At 50.4% G+C, this 14852-nt stretch carries 15 protein-coding genes and 2 pseudogenes; 16 read left to right on the plus strand and 1 reads right to left on the minus strand.

Annotation, left to right across the window (positions count from 1 at the left end; translation table 11 throughout):
* Nucleotides 1-63 precede the first annotated feature (63 nt).
* The 13 genes and pseudogenes from AAF659_RS12960 to AAF659_RS13025 all read left to right on the plus strand — a co-directional run.
* A complete protein-coding gene (locus AAF659_RS12960; RefSeq protein ID WP_349752200.1) occupies nucleotides 64-240 on the plus strand; it encodes a hypothetical protein in 177 nt (58 codons plus the stop codon).
* A 963-nt stretch (nucleotides 241-1203) separates the two neighbouring features.
* The gene (locus AAF659_RS12970) at nucleotides 1204-2343 is read left to right on the plus strand and encodes a glycosyltransferase family 4 protein (protein WP_349752201.1); all 1140 of its coding nucleotides are present in this window, start codon (nucleotides 1204-1206) and stop codon (nucleotides 2341-2343) included.
* Nucleotides 2344-2589: 246 nt separating this feature from the next.
* Nucleotides 2590-3777 (plus strand): hypothetical protein, encoded by a 1188-nt coding sequence (locus AAF659_RS12975; RefSeq protein ID WP_349752202.1) that lies wholly within the window; start codon nucleotides 2590-2592, stop codon nucleotides 3775-3777.
* Between the two features lie 16 nt (nucleotides 3778-3793).
* On the plus strand, nucleotides 3794-4471 hold the full coding sequence (locus tag AAF659_RS12980) for a sulfotransferase family 2 domain-containing protein (protein ID WP_349752203.1): 678 nt from the start codon (nucleotides 3794-3796) through the stop codon (nucleotides 4469-4471).
* Nucleotides 4472-4523: 52 nt separating this feature from the next.
* Nucleotides 4524-5651 carry a GDP-mannose 4,6-dehydratase gene (gene gmd, locus AAF659_RS12985; RefSeq protein ID WP_349752204.1) on the plus strand — a complete coding sequence of 376 codons (1128 nt, stop codon included), beginning with the start codon at nucleotides 4524-4526 and terminating at the stop codon, nucleotides 5649-5651.
* Nucleotides 5648-6619 carry a GDP-L-fucose synthase gene (gene fcl / locus AAF659_RS12990; RefSeq protein ID WP_349752205.1) on the plus strand — a complete coding sequence of 324 codons (972 nt, stop codon included), beginning with the start codon at nucleotides 5648-5650 and terminating at the stop codon, nucleotides 6617-6619. The genes gmd and fcl overlap by 4 nt, the downstream gene beginning before the upstream one ends.
* 11 nt (nucleotides 6620-6630) lie before the next feature.
* Nucleotides 6631-8040, plus strand: coding sequence for a mannose-1-phosphate guanylyltransferase/mannose-6-phosphate isomerase (locus tag AAF659_RS12995; RefSeq protein WP_349752206.1), 1410 nt, complete (start codon nucleotides 6631-6633; stop codon nucleotides 8038-8040).
* A 13-nt stretch (nucleotides 8041-8053) separates the two neighbouring features.
* Nucleotides 8054-8824, plus strand: coding sequence for a glycosyltransferase family 2 protein (locus AAF659_RS13000; protein WP_349752207.1), 771 nt, complete (start codon nucleotides 8054-8056; stop codon nucleotides 8822-8824).
* A 49-nt stretch (nucleotides 8825-8873) separates the two neighbouring features.
* Complete coding sequence (locus tag AAF659_RS13005) at nucleotides 8874-9836, plus strand: UDP-glucose 4-epimerase family protein (protein ID WP_349752208.1); 963 nt, start codon at nucleotides 8874-8876, stop codon at nucleotides 9834-9836.
* Nucleotide 9837: 1 nt separating this feature from the next.
* On the plus strand, nucleotides 9838-10851 hold the full coding sequence (locus AAF659_RS13010) for an MraY family glycosyltransferase (protein WP_349752209.1): 1014 nt from the start codon (nucleotides 9838-9840) through the stop codon (nucleotides 10849-10851).
* 341 nt (nucleotides 10852-11192) lie between these two features.
* Nucleotides 11193-11801, plus strand: coding sequence for a nucleotidyltransferase domain-containing protein (locus AAF659_RS13015; RefSeq protein ID WP_349752210.1), 609 nt, complete (start codon nucleotides 11193-11195; stop codon nucleotides 11799-11801).
* Entirely contained in the window at nucleotides 11767-12117 is a 351-nt protein-coding gene (locus tag AAF659_RS13020; RefSeq protein ID WP_349752211.1) for a hypothetical protein, read from the plus strand. The genes AAF659_RS13015 and AAF659_RS13020 overlap by 35 nt, the downstream gene beginning before the upstream one ends.
* 195 nt (nucleotides 12118-12312) lie before the next feature.
* Nucleotides 12313-12664: pseudogene (locus tag AAF659_RS13025) on the plus strand (DegT/DnrJ/EryC1/StrS family aminotransferase); the annotation flags it as partial.
* Here the strand turns inward: AAF659_RS13025 and AAF659_RS13030 are convergent.
* Nucleotides 12661-12999 (minus strand): hypothetical protein, encoded by a 339-nt coding sequence (locus AAF659_RS13030; RefSeq protein ID WP_349752212.1) that lies wholly within the window; start codon nucleotides 12997-12999, stop codon nucleotides 12661-12663. The pseudogene AAF659_RS13025 and the gene AAF659_RS13030 overlap by 4 nt on opposite strands.
* Before the next feature lie 156 nt (nucleotides 13000-13155).
* Between AAF659_RS13030 and AAF659_RS13035 the strand changes: the two are divergent.
* From AAF659_RS13035 to AAF659_RS13045, 3 genes and pseudogenes are all read left to right on the plus strand, one after another.
* Nucleotides 13156-13965 (plus strand): annotated as a pseudogene (locus AAF659_RS13035) (IS30 family transposase); the annotation flags it as partial.
* 297 nt (nucleotides 13966-14262) lie between these two features.
* Nucleotides 14263-14487, plus strand: coding sequence for a type II toxin-antitoxin system RelE/ParE family toxin (locus AAF659_RS13040; protein WP_349752213.1), 225 nt, complete (start codon nucleotides 14263-14265; stop codon nucleotides 14485-14487).
* 1 nt (nucleotide 14488) lies between these two features.
* Entirely contained in the window at nucleotides 14489-14779 is a 291-nt protein-coding gene (locus tag AAF659_RS13045) for a helix-turn-helix domain-containing protein (RefSeq protein ID WP_349752214.1), read from the plus strand.
* Nucleotides 14780-14852: the final 73 nt, after the last annotated feature.

The raw sequence follows: 14852 nt of genomic DNA on the forward strand, positions 1-14852 counted from the left end.
CAGTAGCAGCACAGTTTTCCTATGTGTCAACGTAGTTGTCGCCTGATTATTTTAGAGGACATCGTGGGGCGCATTCCCAACCGTACTAGCATCGAGGACCGGCGGCCCGAGCATGTGGACCAGCGCCTGACCATCGGCCACTGGAAGGGCGACACAGTCCATCACGGGCACAAGCAATCGGGCATGGTGGAGCGGCGCAGCGGCTACTTCCTTGCTGGGCTTCTCACCTACCCTAGCTGAAAGCGCAACCAACCGCCCAGGCGATCATCCGCCGGTTCCTCCGTATCCGCGGGGCTGTGAAGACGGTGCCGTTCTACAATGGCTTTGAGTTTGCAGATCATCAACGTGTTGGCAATAAGCTCAGTGCCGCAACCTATTTCTGCGATCCGCACCCCCCAGCCAGCGTGGAACGAATGAAAACACCAATGGGCTGCTGCATCAGTATTTTCCGAAGGGAACCGACTTCAGCAGGATCTCTGACCGCCAGCTCCAAGAAACGGTGGAACAACTCAATGACCGCCCCGGGAAACAGCTAGGTTATCGCACACCCGGCGGAGGTCGGTTCTGGGGCGAATACTCAGGAGTATTGAATACGAGGGTGCTGCGTTTATTACTTGAATCCAGGAGCACGATTTTAACGCGGCCGCTGCCTTCCTCCATGCGGGTGACGCGCGGCCTTGTGGATTCCGATTATCGAGGCATCGAAGAGCGAAAAAAACACAAGCATCGCAACGTGAACTGATTAATCGCCCGACGCCCCGACGTGACACGCCAGCTCCCGGAAAGCAACGACTTCGCCACGGCGGAACCAACAGATCAAGGCCGGTGTTCGGGCAAAGGTCGAGCATCCGTTTCGCACCATTAAGCGTCAATTTGGTTACGCCAAACCCGCTACCGCAGTTTGGCCTAGAACGCCAATCAGCTCTACCTGTTGGCTGCGTTCAGCAATGTGCTTATAGGCGAACGTTATCTCCCCACGCCGCGTAGGGGAAGTGTGTCCGGTTTCGGTCGATACGGCGGGGATCGGACAAAATATTAACAAACAGACCAGGAATTTGTGCCTGAAATCGGTTCATCTCAATGATTGAAACTTGAAATCGGCGTTCAAGCCCAGTTATTCAGAAGTTCCTTAAGCCATGTTACTTAGGGGCTTCCGAGATAAACGAGCCATCCCCAATTACTGTGATAAAGCTTATCGTCATTATGAAAATTCTATTCATCACAAAAACGTTGCTTAAAGGCGGGTCAGCCAGTGGCTCATCAAACCTTATCACTGCACTCGAAATCGCGGGTCATGAAGTTATACCCTATGGGGGTTACGAGAATACAAATAGTTATCTGCAACGCACAAAACGCTTTATAGAACGAGTAATCGATCATTTTTTTTTCGATGCAAACACTCATTGCACGCGTTTATTCAGACCAACTTTCGAGCTTCAAAAAATTGTCAAAAAGCACAATCCAGATATAGTTCAGCTAGGTGACGTATCGGGAAACGTCATTTCGTTTTCAGAGCTTTCAAACCTGCCCTGTCCTGTAGTACACAGGATGAGCGATTTCTGGCCTTATCATGGCCCCTCTCATTATGCTTTACCAGGAGAGAATGACGGTAGGCTGATAGCAAATTGGTTTTTCAAAAAAACTATTTTCAATGGTTTAAATTTACCGACTGTAAGGGTGGCTCCTTCTCATTGGCTAGCAAAATCTTTAAGGGTTTATCCAAGCATAAAGGCTCCGATACGAGTTATTCCTAACGCAGTACAGCTGCCCCAGATCTTCCCCGGGTCACGACCAGATGAGTACAGAATCAGATTTGGCTTTATTTCGAACCAGGTTACCGATCCGAGGAAAGGGTTTTATCGTGTTCTTCATCCTCTCCTAGCCCTCTCTAAGCAAGGCTTTGAAGTATCTCTGCACGTGTATGGCCGGATCGCTGAGCGGGAAAAAACTTGGTGCTCTGGATTAGATATCACATACCATGGATCTTTTTCACGTGAGAATATCTGTGAAGTTTTTGATACATTCGATATTTTATTGTGCCCGTCACGCTTAGATAACTCACCTAATACTGTTTGTGAAGCTCTTTCATATGGCAGACCTGTAATTGCGCAATCCGGTACTGGTATGGACAGCTACATTGACAAAAGTTACGGTGCGCTGATCGATTTTTGGCACAAATCAGATGAGGTTTGCTTACACTTTACTACTAAGTGCAAACAAATAATTTTGGACTACGATCAGTTTTCTTGCAATGCGAGACAATATGTTAACGATAATCTATCGCCAGCTGTAATAGGTGAAAAATATACAAGTCTTTATCGAGAAATTATTGATTTATATTAATAGACCTTATGCTAGTACATAATATTACATCGAATAACATAAATTGGCGTAGAGGGTGTCGCTAGAACTATTTAGCCTGCCCATGGTGAGGCAACGACATCCCAGAATGAGAATAGACATTTATGCTACGAATAATTTAAAAATCTTATAACCGGAGCCAGTGCCCTAAAGAGTCTATGAACGGCGCCTATCAAACGAAACCGACTTGCACTATACATCATCCTATAGTTTTCAGAGCATTCAAGAATGAATATAACTAAAAAAACTGGACAAGCCGCTGTACTATCGGCTTTATTCCCTTGGGTCGGAATTGGTCTCTTTAATATTGATTCAAAACCTTACCCACTGGTATTCTCTATACTATTTATCGCAGCATGTTACCGAAACATAAAACTCCCCCCCAATACTGGATTAGTCAGTGGATTCGTTTTCATAGGATTATTACTAGCATTAGCGTGCTCAGATTCACCAATATCATTTTTGTCACTGCGTTCGATTTATAACTATTTAAGCTTTTTCGTTTTTCTGATATTTTTCTACAACTACTTAATTCGTTTTGCATTTCCATACCGGCTGATTATTTTCTCCGGAGCGCTGTGGATTTTAGCTGGAATTATTGAGACACAAACCCCCGAAATCATAAATTTACTTTCTCCAATTAGGACCAGCGCAAGCCGTGGGATTACATCCCTTTCCCCGGAACCCACTTTTTTCGCAATTTATCTATTCTTTTCATCTTGGCTATTACTTATACACAAAAATTACTCCTTAAGAGATCAGTCAGTAATATTTTGGCTTCAAATATTATCTATAATGCTTTTAGCCCAATCTACCATGGGAGCACTATACTTAATACTTGCTTTAATATTTGCAATGCTTGGTACCTTATTGTCGTTAAAGATAAGAAAAAGTGCCTTTTACATATTGATATCGGCAATTGTATTTATTTCAACTTCCGCTTTACTTGCATATCCTTATTTTCAAGGTAGCAGACTAATAACAGTTATTGGTCGGGTCGCAGAAACAACCGATTTCTACATGATTTTTCACCATGATGCTAGCATGAATGCAAGGCTTGAGCACGTTGTCTTCGCCCTTCACGGCACAGTTTTGAATGGCCTATTGCCAGGCGGCTTTGATACATTCGACCATTCACGGCCCTACTTATTGAAATTTTATAATGGCTTTTTCTGGTATTCTGGCGCAAGCCTTAAAATAATGAGCTGGCTGGGGGACTGGGTTTACAGCTTGGGGCTTTTTGGTATCTTGGCTTTGGCCATTTTATTTTACACGGCAGCAAAGCCAACCATTTGGGGCATAACAGAAGTCACCTTTTTATATATACTATTGCTTAGCGCAATACCACTCGCTTTTCCTCTTATCCCGATGTTGATAGCTTCGTTTATTTTTTATAAATATAATCCGCGAACCTAATTGCTTTGGTGATCAAATGCTTTTTTGCGAAACTAAAAAATTCGTATTTATTGCTGTTCCGAAGACGGGAACGACGTCTATTCACTCCAAACTTAAAAATATTGATTCTGATGTCGCGCATAATAAGATCAAAACGCCGCAAGGGGAATGGATCAATGTCAGGACGCACATCACCGCAGCTGAGGTGCAATATATTCTTGGAGATAACGCCAATAACTATACTTTTGTAGCGTTTATCCGGGATCCCCGCGAGGTTATTCTTTCAAAGTATCACTTTTACAAATCTGGAAGGGCACACAGGCAGCATGGTTTATTTCAGGCAAAACCTTTCACGAAAGACTTCAAAATCAGCATAGCACTGCGAGTTCTTTTGGCTCAGTCTTTACCACTAAAAGCCTGGGCCTCTCTTTATCCTTTTAAGTCCAGTTCTTTTTTTCTGACTGATAACAGAAACGAATTAAAAATTGACAAATTAGGGGTTTTTGATCAATTACAAGACGATTTTACAAGGATTTTTTCTGAACTTGGTTATTCCCATGATGAGTTAGCTCTAAACCTAGAGAACAAAAGCGCTAATACAAGCTCTAAAAATGATCTAAAAACAGTTGAAGATATCGTGTTACAGAAAGTCCCCAAAGACTTAGAAATTTACACTACGGCAAAGTCTTTAAACATATACGATTCGAAAACTTGAATTCAGGCGTCATTTCTTGCCCTCAACGTTTCAGATATATATTGGATTCATAATGATCAAGAAAGCACTTATAACAGGAGCAACTGGCCAAGATGGCTCGTACCTTTGTGAATTATTGTTGGAGAAAGGATATGAGGTTCATGGTATAAAGCGAAGAGCTTCGCTATTTAACACTCAGAGAGTAGACCACATTTATCAGGACCCTCATGTCTCAAACAGGAACTTTGTACTCCACTATGGTGACCTGACAGACTCATCTAACCTGACGCGGATTCTTCAGGACGTTCAACCAGATGAAGTTTACAACCTTGGCGCCCAGTCCCATGTTGCCGTTAGTTTCGAATCCCCGGAGTACACATCCGATGTCGATGCTTTAGGCACGCTTCGCCTGCTGGAAGCTATCCGGCTTCTCGGATTGGAAAAGACTACTCGATTCTATCAGGCTTCTACATCCGAGCTATACGGGCTGGTTCAGGAAACGCCGCAAAGCGAAAATACGCCCTTTCACCCGAGATCCCCCTATGCGGTGGCCAAACTTTATGCCTACTGGGCAACGGTGAATTACCGCGAAGCCTACGGCATGTATGCCTGCAATGGGATTTTGTTCAACCATGAGTCCCCCCGCCGCGGTGAAACCTTTGTAACACGGAAAATCACGCGAGGCTTGGCCAATATTTCGCAAGGCCTGGACACATGCCTCTACATGGGCAACATGGATGCACTTCGGGACTGGGGCCACGCCAAGGACTACGTAAAAATGCAGTGGATGATGTTGCAACAGGAAAAACCGGAAGATTTTGTAATCGCTTCAGGCAGGCAGTACTCCGTAAGAGAATTTATTCAATGGTCAGCTACTGAACTTGGTCTTACTCTTGAGTTTCAGGGTAAAGGCGTGGAAGAGCGAGGAGTGGTCCGATCTGTAGAAGGTGAACTAGCACCCGCCGTTAAGCCGGGAGATGTCATTATCCGTGTGGACCCCCGATATTTCCGTCCAGCTGAAGTGGAAACACTGCTTGGAGACCCAACCAAGGCTAAAGAGACGCTTGGGTGGGAACCGGAGATTACTGCCCATGAAATGTGTGCAGAAATGGTAGCTGAGGATCTAAAAACCGCTCGCCGCTATGCATTGCTGAAGAAACACGGCCTTGAACTTCCTCTGTCGCTGGAGAATGGATCATGAACAGCGCAGCGCCCCGTATCTTCGTAGCTGGCCAACGAGGGATGGTTGGTTCAGCCATCGTGCGTAGACTGGAGTTGCTTGGGTATACAAACATCGTGACTCGAAGCAGGTCTGAACTTGACTTTTCCAATCAAGCCGATATTCGTGCATTTTTTGAAAGTGAAGCAATTGATCAGGTTTATATTGCAGCCGCTAAAGTGGGGGGCATTCACGCGAACAATACCTATCCTGCGGACTTTATCTATGAAAACCTGATGATTGAGAGCAATCTTATCAATGCCGCCCATTGCGCTGGCGTTCAGAAACTGCTTTTTCTTGGTTCTTCCTGCATATACCCCAAGCTTGCCTCTCAACCAATGGCCGAAGAGTCATTGCTGACCGGCCCTCTGGAGCCCACCAACGAGCCTTACGCAATCGCTAAGATTGCTGGCATCAAGCTCTGTGAAAGCTATAATCGCCAACATGGCCGTGACTACCGTAGCGTAATGCCCACTAACCTGTACGGCCCCAATGACAACTTTCATCCTGAAAATTCACACGTCATTCCGGCGCTCATGCGACGTTTCCATGAAGCAGTGCAGGCCAATACGGAAGAAGTTGTTATCTGGGGCAGTGGCTCGCCTTTAAGGGAGTTCCTTCACGTTGACGACATGGCAGATGCCTGTGTCCATGTCATGACGCTTGATGAGAAGCTTTACGAAGCCCATACACAACCAATGCTATCTCATATCAACGTCGGGACCGGTCAAGACTGCTCAATCAAACATCTCGCTGAGACACTGGCTACAGTGACTGGTTTCAGGGGAAAACTCACATTTGACACCAGCAAACCGGATGGCGCGCCTCGTAAGCTACTGGATGTATCACGTCTCCACTCGCTGGGATGGAGCGCGCAGATCGAGCTGGAGGAAGGCTTGAGATCAACTTATCAGTGGTTCACTGAAAACATGGAATCGGCACGCCTTTAACAGGAAAAGATATGTTCGTACCCGTTGTTATGGCCGGAGGAACGGGATCTCGCCTTTGGCCACTTTCTCGGCAACTAAATCCCAAGCAATTCCATAAGGTCACTGACGATAGAGCGTCGATGCTTCAAAGCACATTGGCAAGATTGTGCGGGCTGCATGGCTCTGAACCTAGTGTAATTTGCAATAACGAACATAGGTTTCTGGTTGCGGAGCAGCTCAGGGAGCAGGACATTCACGACCCCAGAATCATTCTCGAGCCTGTGGGCCGCAATACAGCGCCCGCCATTGCCCTGGTAGCTCTGGACATGGCCAGCCGTAATGATGACTCCGTCATGCTTGTATTGCCGGCTGATCACTCTATTCAGGACACCAAAGCATTCCAGTCATGCGTCAAGACAGCTCTGCCTCACGCTGAATCCGGAAAGCTGGTCACATTTGGCATCAAACCCGATAGGCCTGAAACCGGCTATGGCTATATCCAAGCGGGACCTTCAATCGATGAGGGCGTCAACGCTGTACGCCGTTTTGTCGAGAAACCAGACATCGAGACAGCGCAGACATATCTCGATAGTGGGGAGCATACCTGGAACAGCGGCATGTTTATGTTCCGGCCGAGCGCTTATCTGGATGAACTCCAAACCAACAGGCCAGATATTCTTGAGGTCTGCAAAAGAGCTATGGGCGCGTCAGATCAAGACATGCACTTTCTCAGAGTCAATGAAGAGCCTTTTTCCGCCTGCCCTGAAGATTCTATTGACTATGCGGTTATGGAGCATACCGAAAGCGCCGTCGTTGTAGAGATGGATGTGGGCTGGAGTGATATCGGTTCTTGGGGTTCCCTTTGGGATCACAGCCAAAAGGATGGGCATGGCAATGTGTTAACTGGTGACGTGCTCACTCAGGATACCCATAATTCGCTGGTGCGAGCAGAAAGCCGGCTCGTTGCGACCGTGGGGATCGACGATTTGGTTGTTGTAGAAACGAAGGACTCGGTGCTTGTTGCCCACAAAGACTCTGTTCAGGACGTCAAAAAAGTAGTAGAGCGAATCAAGACTGATGGCCGCCAGGAACATCTGAACGACCGTGAGGTTTACCGCCCATGGGGTATGTATGATTCCGTTGATCAAGGTGTGCGTTATCAGGTGAAACGAATCACGGTAAATCCGGGGTCACGGCTCTCTCTTCAGATGCATCATCATCGAGCAGAACATTGGGTTGTCGTCAGTGGCACGGCAAAGGTTACCAATGGTGATGAATCCTACCTCGTTACCGAGAATCAATCGACTTACATTCCGGTTGGACGCGTACACACTCTTGAGAACCCAGGTGTTATCCCTCTAGAACTCATTGAAGTCCAGTCCGGCTCCTATCTTGGTGAGGATGACATTGTTCGCCTGAAAGATCAGTACGGCCGCACTTAATAGGGGCATATCCTTGAAAGTATCCATCATCACCGTTTGCTTCAATAGCGGGGAAACTATTCGCGACACTATTGAGTCAGTTTTGGCGCAGAGCCACACGGGTATAGAGCACATAATCGTTGACGGCGCGTCAAAAGACGACACTTTAGAGATCGTCGATGAGTATCGCTCTTCCTTGGGGCCGATTATCAGTGAACCGGATCAAGGCCTTTACGATGCCATGAACAAGGGGATTGAAACAGCGAGTGGTGATATCGTCGGCGTTCTTAATTCTGACGATTTTTATGAAGATAAAGAAGTCATCGAGAAGGTGGTCAATTCATTCAAGGTCTCTCCAACCCCGGACATGGTCTTTGGGGATGTCGTTTTTGTAAGACCTGACGACCTGACCACTGTAAGTCGACATTATCGCGCTGCGCATTTTCACCCCTGGAAACTACGTTTTGGGTGGATGCCTCCCCATCCTGCTACTTTCGTGCGAAAAGAGCTCTATGAGGCGGCTGGAAAATACCGCCAGGATATGAAGATCGCAGCGGACTATGAGATGTTTGTTCGCTGGCTTTTGGTTAGTAAATGCAGTTACGCATACATTGATAAAGTGCTCGTCCGAATGCGCTCGGGAGGTGTAAGCACTTCAGGGGTGGAAAGTAGCTTACTGCTCAACCAGGAAATCGTTAAAGCCTGCCGGGTCAATGGTATCTATACCAATCTTCTATTCGTACTTACCAAAATCCCTTTTAAGCTTCTGGAGCTTGCCGGTAAACGTGCTGGCTCCAGACATTGAAGCCAATCCCTGAACTATTCCACTCTTTCACTTGAGTCAAAATAATATCTTGGATGATAAGAGCCGTATCCTTGTTACCGGAGCAACGGGTTTCATAGGAACCCGGCTTCTCCCCGCCATTCTGAAAAACACTGCCTGTTATTTAACTGCAGCAGTGCGCAGTCAGGCCCATTTTTCCGAACCAGTCACAGTTACCCCTGTTGGAGAATTGGACGCTAATACTGACTGGTATGAGGCGTTGCAGAGCGTGGACTATGTGATCCATCTCGCCGCCCGTGTCCATGTAATGAACGACAACTCTGCTGATCCGCTCCATGAGTTTCGTCACACCAATGTAGAGGGCACTCGTTCGTTTGCAAAACAAGCCGCCAGTGCAGGCGTTAAGCGTTTTATTTTTGTCAGCTCTATCAAAGTGAACGGCGAATTCACGGAACCGGGGCAGCCATTCACAGTTCAGGACGAGCCTTCACCGAAAGATCCTTATGGCCAGTCCAAGACCGAAGCGGAAGAGGTGCTGCGTTCGATTGCTGCCGAAACCAACATGGAAGTGGTCATCATCCGCCCCCCGCTGATCTACGGGCCGGGTGTAAAAGCCAACTTTGCGGCCATGATGAACTGGCTCAATCGCGGTATTCCCCTGCCCCTCGGCCTCACGGAGAATGTCCGCTCCTTTCTGGCACTGGACAATCTGGTAGACCTCATCATCACCTGCCTGGATCACCCCAACGCCGCCAACCAGACGTTCCTGGCCAGTGACGGGGAAGACGTCTCCACCACGCAACTGCTTCAGAAAATGTCGGCGGCACTGGGCAGGAAAGCCCGCCTGGTGCCGGTACCGCCTGCTTTGATGAGATTCGGCGCGAAGCTGGCCCGGCGGGAGGATATCTATCAACGACTGTTTGGCTCGTTGCAACTGGATATTTGCCATACCCGCGAGACCCTGGATTGGACGCCACCCCTCTCCCTGGATGAGGGCCTGCAACAAACCGCTGACGCAATGGAGAAGCGCTGACATGCTGACCCCCGGCCTTCTGATCCTGGGCTCGCTGGTTGCCACCCTTCTGTTGACGGGTGGCTTCCGCCGTTACGCCCTCTCCCGCAGCCTGATCGACATTCCCAATGCCCGCAGCTCTCATGAGGTACCCACGCCCCGGGGCGGTGGTCTCGCCCTCGTTAGTGTTGCACTGGTCGCTCTCGTGGCATTGGTTGGGCTTGGTGACATCAGTACGCCGGTATTTCTGGCTCTGGGGGGCGCGGGGCTGGTCGTGGCCGTTGTGGGGTTTCTGGATGATCATGCCCATGTGCCCGCGCGCTGGCGGTTGCTGGGGCATTTTCTAGCGGCGGGCTGGGGGCTTTACTGGCTGGGGGGTCTGCCGGAGATCGTGCTCTGGCAGCAGCCGGTGGATCTGGGGCTGGCCGGGCATCTAATTGCGGCGGTCTTTCTGGTGTGGCTGCTCAATCTCTACAACTTCATGGACGGCATCAATGGCATTGCCGGTATTGAGCTGGTCACCGTTGCCCTAGGCGGGCTGGTGGTGGCCAGTATTGCCGGCATCTGGGACGCCGGCCTGCTGCTGGCGGTATTGATCGCCGGCGGGCTCGGGTTCCTGGTGTGGAACTTCCCCCATGCCCGTATCTTCATGGGCGATGCCTGCAGTGGTTTCCTTGGTCTGGTCCTGGGCCTGATTGCCGTCTGGCAGGGGGCGCTGCAGCCGGAGCTGTTCATGGCCTGGGTGATTCTTCTGGGCACCTTTCTTGTCGACGCAACCCTCACCCTCCTGCGCCGCATCCTCCGTGGCGAGGCCTTCTACGAGGCCCACCGCAGCCACGCCTACCAGTTCGCCTCCCGCCACTACGCCAGTCACACGCCGGTCTCCCTCGCCGTTGGCCTGATCAACCTGGCCTGGCTCACGCCCTTGGCGGTTCTCGCCGTTACGTCTTCCCTTCCTGTGTTGCTTGTTCTTGTTGTTGCCTGGGTGCCTTTGGTGGTGCTGGCGGTTTGGTTTAAGGCCGGGGCTGCGGAGTAAAATGGAAATTTTAGCGCTTTAGCAACCTACCAGAATCCCCGCTAAAAATTCCGCCTGTTTCTTGAGCCGGAAATTTTAGCGTTTGGCGAACCCACGATTTAGGGCGCTAAAATTTCCAAGGTTTTGAGAGGATGGAAATTTTAGCGTTAAGCCAACCCGCCAAAATCGGGGCTAAAATTTCCGAGCGAACCACCCTGCCTACATCTAACCCCCTGATATTAAAAGCGCCTCACGATAATAAAGGGGTTATCGCTTTAAGTTTTGTGTTTTGAGTTGGCTGTTGATTCTTGCGATTTCTTGAAGCACTATAGGCTTCACGTGAAGCTATAAAGGCTACAAAAATGCCGTCAACGACATTACCGGGCGTCTTGTTCAAGGAATACCGGCGTAAGGTGCTGGGGCTTTTGCTTTTGCAGCCCACCGAGCCATTTCACGTGCGCGAAATAGCCCGCCTGACAGGCACTGTCCCGGGCACTTTGCACAGGGAATTGCGCACCCTGGCCGACGTGGGCATTCTGACCCGTCGTGCCCGCGGCAACCAGGTCTGGTATCAGGCCGATTCTGAGTGTGTGATTTTCGAGGAATTGAGCAGCATCCTGCGCAAAACTTCCGGTATCGCCGATGTCTTGCGGGATGCGCTTGTACCTTTAAGAGACAACCTGAACACAGTGCTGGTTTTCGGATCCATTGCCAGTGGTAAAGCTCAGAGCGGGAGCGACATTGATCTTCTGTCGATTGGTAACGTGAGCTTTGCTGAGCTTGTGTCAGCCCTGTATCCGGCACAGGAAATTCTCGGGCGCGAAATCAACCCGAAACTCTATGAACCTGACGAATGGTTGCATGAGGCAGCCAAACCGTCAGCGTTTGCCAGAGAGGTGATGAGCAACCCCGTGATAAGCATAATTGGAGGCAAGGATGACCTTACACAACCTGCTGGGAAGCAGCCTTGAAGCAATCGAACCCGATGCCGCTTACAAAGCCATTATGCAGCTCGCCAACCTGGCTCTTCAGGCCGAAGGGTACCGGACACTGACCAGTCGCCCAGGGCATCATCGTACGATGATCCAGCTGCTGACCAAGACCGTCGGGCTCGATTCTGAAACCATGATTCTTCTTGATACCCTGCGTAAACAGCGCAACGTATCCGATTACTCTGGTGATCCAGTGCCTCGGTCAGCCGTCGACGAGTGCTTCAGACGCGCTACAGATCTTGAGGTTACTGTCCAGGACTGGCTCGCTCACCAACACGCGGATTTGTTGCCATGAATCGAGCCATTCGTGGTCAACGTCGGGAGCTGGCCATTGATTTCCCCATGAAGCATGGCGATGGATCGCTTGATTCGGCTGTGTGTGAACCATCCAGAGCTGGTGGACGAGATTCGATCCGGGTTTCATGAAGTGTCACCGCTTAGAAAAGCTGGTGCTGAATCTGGGTGTAAAGAGGCTGGGGATTGTTGAAGGGTCACTACCAATGACCCCGGGCTCTGGTCCCGCATGTGGAGCTACAAGGACCACGGCAAGATTTACGAGGCAGTCTACAACCGCGAGCATCCCCCGGGTTCCGGTGGCTCCATGAGAGCTTCGGCACCAACTGGCGCATGACGGAGATGCAGGCGGTGATCGGCCGCATCCAGTCCAGCGCATGCCCCAATGGCATGAACAGCGCCCGGCCAACTGCGAGGCAATCTGGCGCACCGCCCGCGAGCTGGGCAGCACCAGCCTGATGTTTCTTTGCCATCCTACCCTGATCGATTCCGAAATTGAGAGGACCTGTGAGGTTCTGGCTGAGGTAATGCAGGAGGCGGCTGGTTAAGGCCACCCCTTCCCCACACGACGCTCCACTTCCTCGGCAATCTTTCGTGCAGCCCGGGTTAATTCCGGCACATAGCATTGGCCACTACGCAACGCATCTGTTAATACAGAAATGTCTTCAATGTAATCGTGAACCATCTGGTTTCTGAGTTTACGAAAGATAATCCAGTCCTCCGCTGAACTAAGCCACCCAAACTTCTCCGCGTGGTTCAGATTATCAATCGCGGGGCCTGTCTTTTCCTGCAGGTAGACCAAAAGCGCAGGTATCAGCTTATCGCCAACGGTATCCTGAAGCCGACTGAAGCGGGTTACGAAAGCGTCGAGCCTCTCCGACATCGTCAGATCATTGATCCATTCGCTGACGATTGCCTCACTCAGCTCCCTGTCTGCCGGAAACAGATGCCCCGCTGTCTGTTCCAGATGTTCTGCTTCCTTTCGGCGATTTCATGGATCGGGAGCCGCTTGAGAGACGGTGCGTTGACCACCACATCCAAGCGCCGCCGCAGCGCTCGCAAGGCCCACAAACAGGCTTTATCGATCATTGTGTGGGTCAGCGCCCGACTGCGGGAGCGTTGGAGTCCGGAGCATATTGCCGGGTTCATTCGCCGTTGTGGTAGCCGGCTTGTGTCCCACCAGTGGATCTATGATCTGATCCGTTGGGATAAAGCCGCTGGGGGTGATTTGTGGCGTTACTGCCGTCATCCAAGTCACAGGCGCTATCAGCGTCACCTGGCCAAACAGGCCGGGCTGGGGCGTATCCCCAACCGTACTGGCATCGAGGACCGGCCCGAGCATGTGGACCAGCGCCTGACCATCGGCTACTGGGAGGGCGACACAGTCCTTCACGGGCACAAACAATCGGGCATGATGACCCTGGTGGAGCGGCGCAGCGGCTATCTTCTTGCTTAGCGGCTCACGCAGTTGAAGGCGAAGCCCACCGCCCAGGCGATCATCCGCCAGTTCCGCCGTATCCGCGGGGCTGTGAAGACGCTGACGTTCGACAATGGCTTTGAGTTTGCAGATCATCAACGTGTGGGCAATACGCTCAGTGCCGCAACCTATTTCTGCGATCCGTACCGCTCCAGCCAGCGGGGAACGAATGAAAACACCAACGGGCTGCTACGCCAGTACTTCCCGAAGGGAACCGACTTCCGGACTGTCTCCGACCACCAGCTCAGACAGACGGTGGAACAGCTCAACGACCGACCCCGGAAGCGGCTCGGTTATCGCACACCGGCGGAAGTGTTCTGGGGTGAATACTCAGGAGCACTCCATACGGGGGGTGCTGCATTTATTACTTGAATCCAGGGTCACCGCTCCTCATGAGCTGAGCAACGCCAGACATATTTCTCCGCCACCTTACCCTGACTGACGAAGAAATTGAGAAGACGTGTGATGCGTTGAAGGTGGTTATGCAGGAGGCATCCGCGCAATAACGAGCGGGAAGCCTTACCCAGCTGTACACATTATTCAGAATTTAATATAAAATCACACCATGAAGGATATTGAATTCTGGGGAGACAGTCTGGACGTCATTCGGAATCTGCCTGAGGGGCGAGAACTGCCGCTGGCTATCAGCTTGATCGATTGCAGCGGGGAATGCAGCCGGACGATTTCAAACCGATGAAAAGCATCGGAGCGGGCGTTGAAGAGATCCGAATAAAGGAATCCGGCAATGCTTACCGGGTCGTTTATATAGCCCGTTTTGAGGATGCTGTGCATGTACTGCATGCGTTTCAGAAGAAGTCCCAGAAGACAAGCAAGCGGGACTTGGAGGTTGCAACTCAGCGCTTCAAACAGTTGATGACTGATCGGAGGTCATGACATGAGTAACAGTCAACGTTTCAATAGCGTATGGGATGCTCTGGAGGATTCTCCGGAGCAGGCTGAAAACATGAAGCTGCGTGCCGAACTCATGACACAGATCCGCCAGTACGTGGAGAGCCTGAACATGACCCAGCAAGCTGCGGCCAAAAGCCTGGGGCTGACACAACCGCGCCTGAATGAATTGCTGCATGGCCGTCTGGACCGGTTCAGCCTGGATAAGCTCGTTAATGTGTTGGCCCGAGCGGGTAAGCATGTGACTGTGACGGTTTCCGATGAAGAGGTAGCGTAAAGCGCACCAGGACACTGAACAACACCCCGCGCACCTGCCAGCGCCTGGATTACCCCCGCCGCCCAGGCATTCT

The sequence above is a fragment of the Salicola sp. Rm-C-2C1-2 genome (assembly GCF_040196175.1).
GTDB lineage: Bacteria > Pseudomonadota > Gammaproteobacteria > Pseudomonadales > Oleiphilaceae > Halospina.

Coding starts and splice junctions, on each gene's coding strand:
- AAF659_RS12970 (WP_349752201.1), top strand. CDS start 1,204: ATGAAAATTCTATTCATCACAAAAACGTTGCTTAAAGGCGGGTCAGCC.
- AAF659_RS12975 (WP_349752202.1), top strand. CDS start 2,590: ATGAATATAACTAAAAAAACTGGACAAGCCGCTGTACTATCGGCTTTA.
- AAF659_RS12980 (WP_349752203.1), top strand. CDS start 3,794: ATGCTTTTTTGCGAAACTAAAAAATTCGTATTTATTGCTGTTCCGAAG.
- gmd (WP_349752204.1), top strand. CDS start 4,524: ATGATCAAGAAAGCACTTATAACAGGAGCAACTGGCCAAGATGGCTCG.
- fcl (WP_349752205.1), top strand. CDS start 5,648: ATGAACAGCGCAGCGCCCCGTATCTTCGTAGCTGGCCAACGAGGGATG.
- AAF659_RS12995 (WP_349752206.1), top strand. CDS start 6,631: ATGTTCGTACCCGTTGTTATGGCCGGAGGAACGGGATCTCGCCTTTGG.
- AAF659_RS13010 (WP_349752209.1), top strand. CDS start 9,838: ATGCTGACCCCCGGCCTTCTGATCCTGGGCTCGCTGGTTGCCACCCTT.
- AAF659_RS13015 (WP_349752210.1), top strand. CDS start 11,193: ATGCCGTCAACGACATTACCGGGCGTCTTGTTCAAGGAATACCGGCGT.
- AAF659_RS13020 (WP_349752211.1), top strand. CDS start 11,767: ATGACCTTACACAACCTGCTGGGAAGCAGCCTTGAAGCAATCGAACCC.
- AAF659_RS13030 (WP_349752212.1), bottom strand. CDS start 12,999: ATGTCGGAGAGGCTCGACGCTTTCGTAACCCGCTTCAGTCGGCTTCAG.
- AAF659_RS13040 (WP_349752213.1), top strand. CDS start 14,263: ATGCAGCCGGACGATTTCAAACCGATGAAAAGCATCGGAGCGGGCGTT.
- AAF659_RS13045 (WP_349752214.1), top strand. CDS start 14,489: ATGAGTAACAGTCAACGTTTCAATAGCGTATGGGATGCTCTGGAGGAT.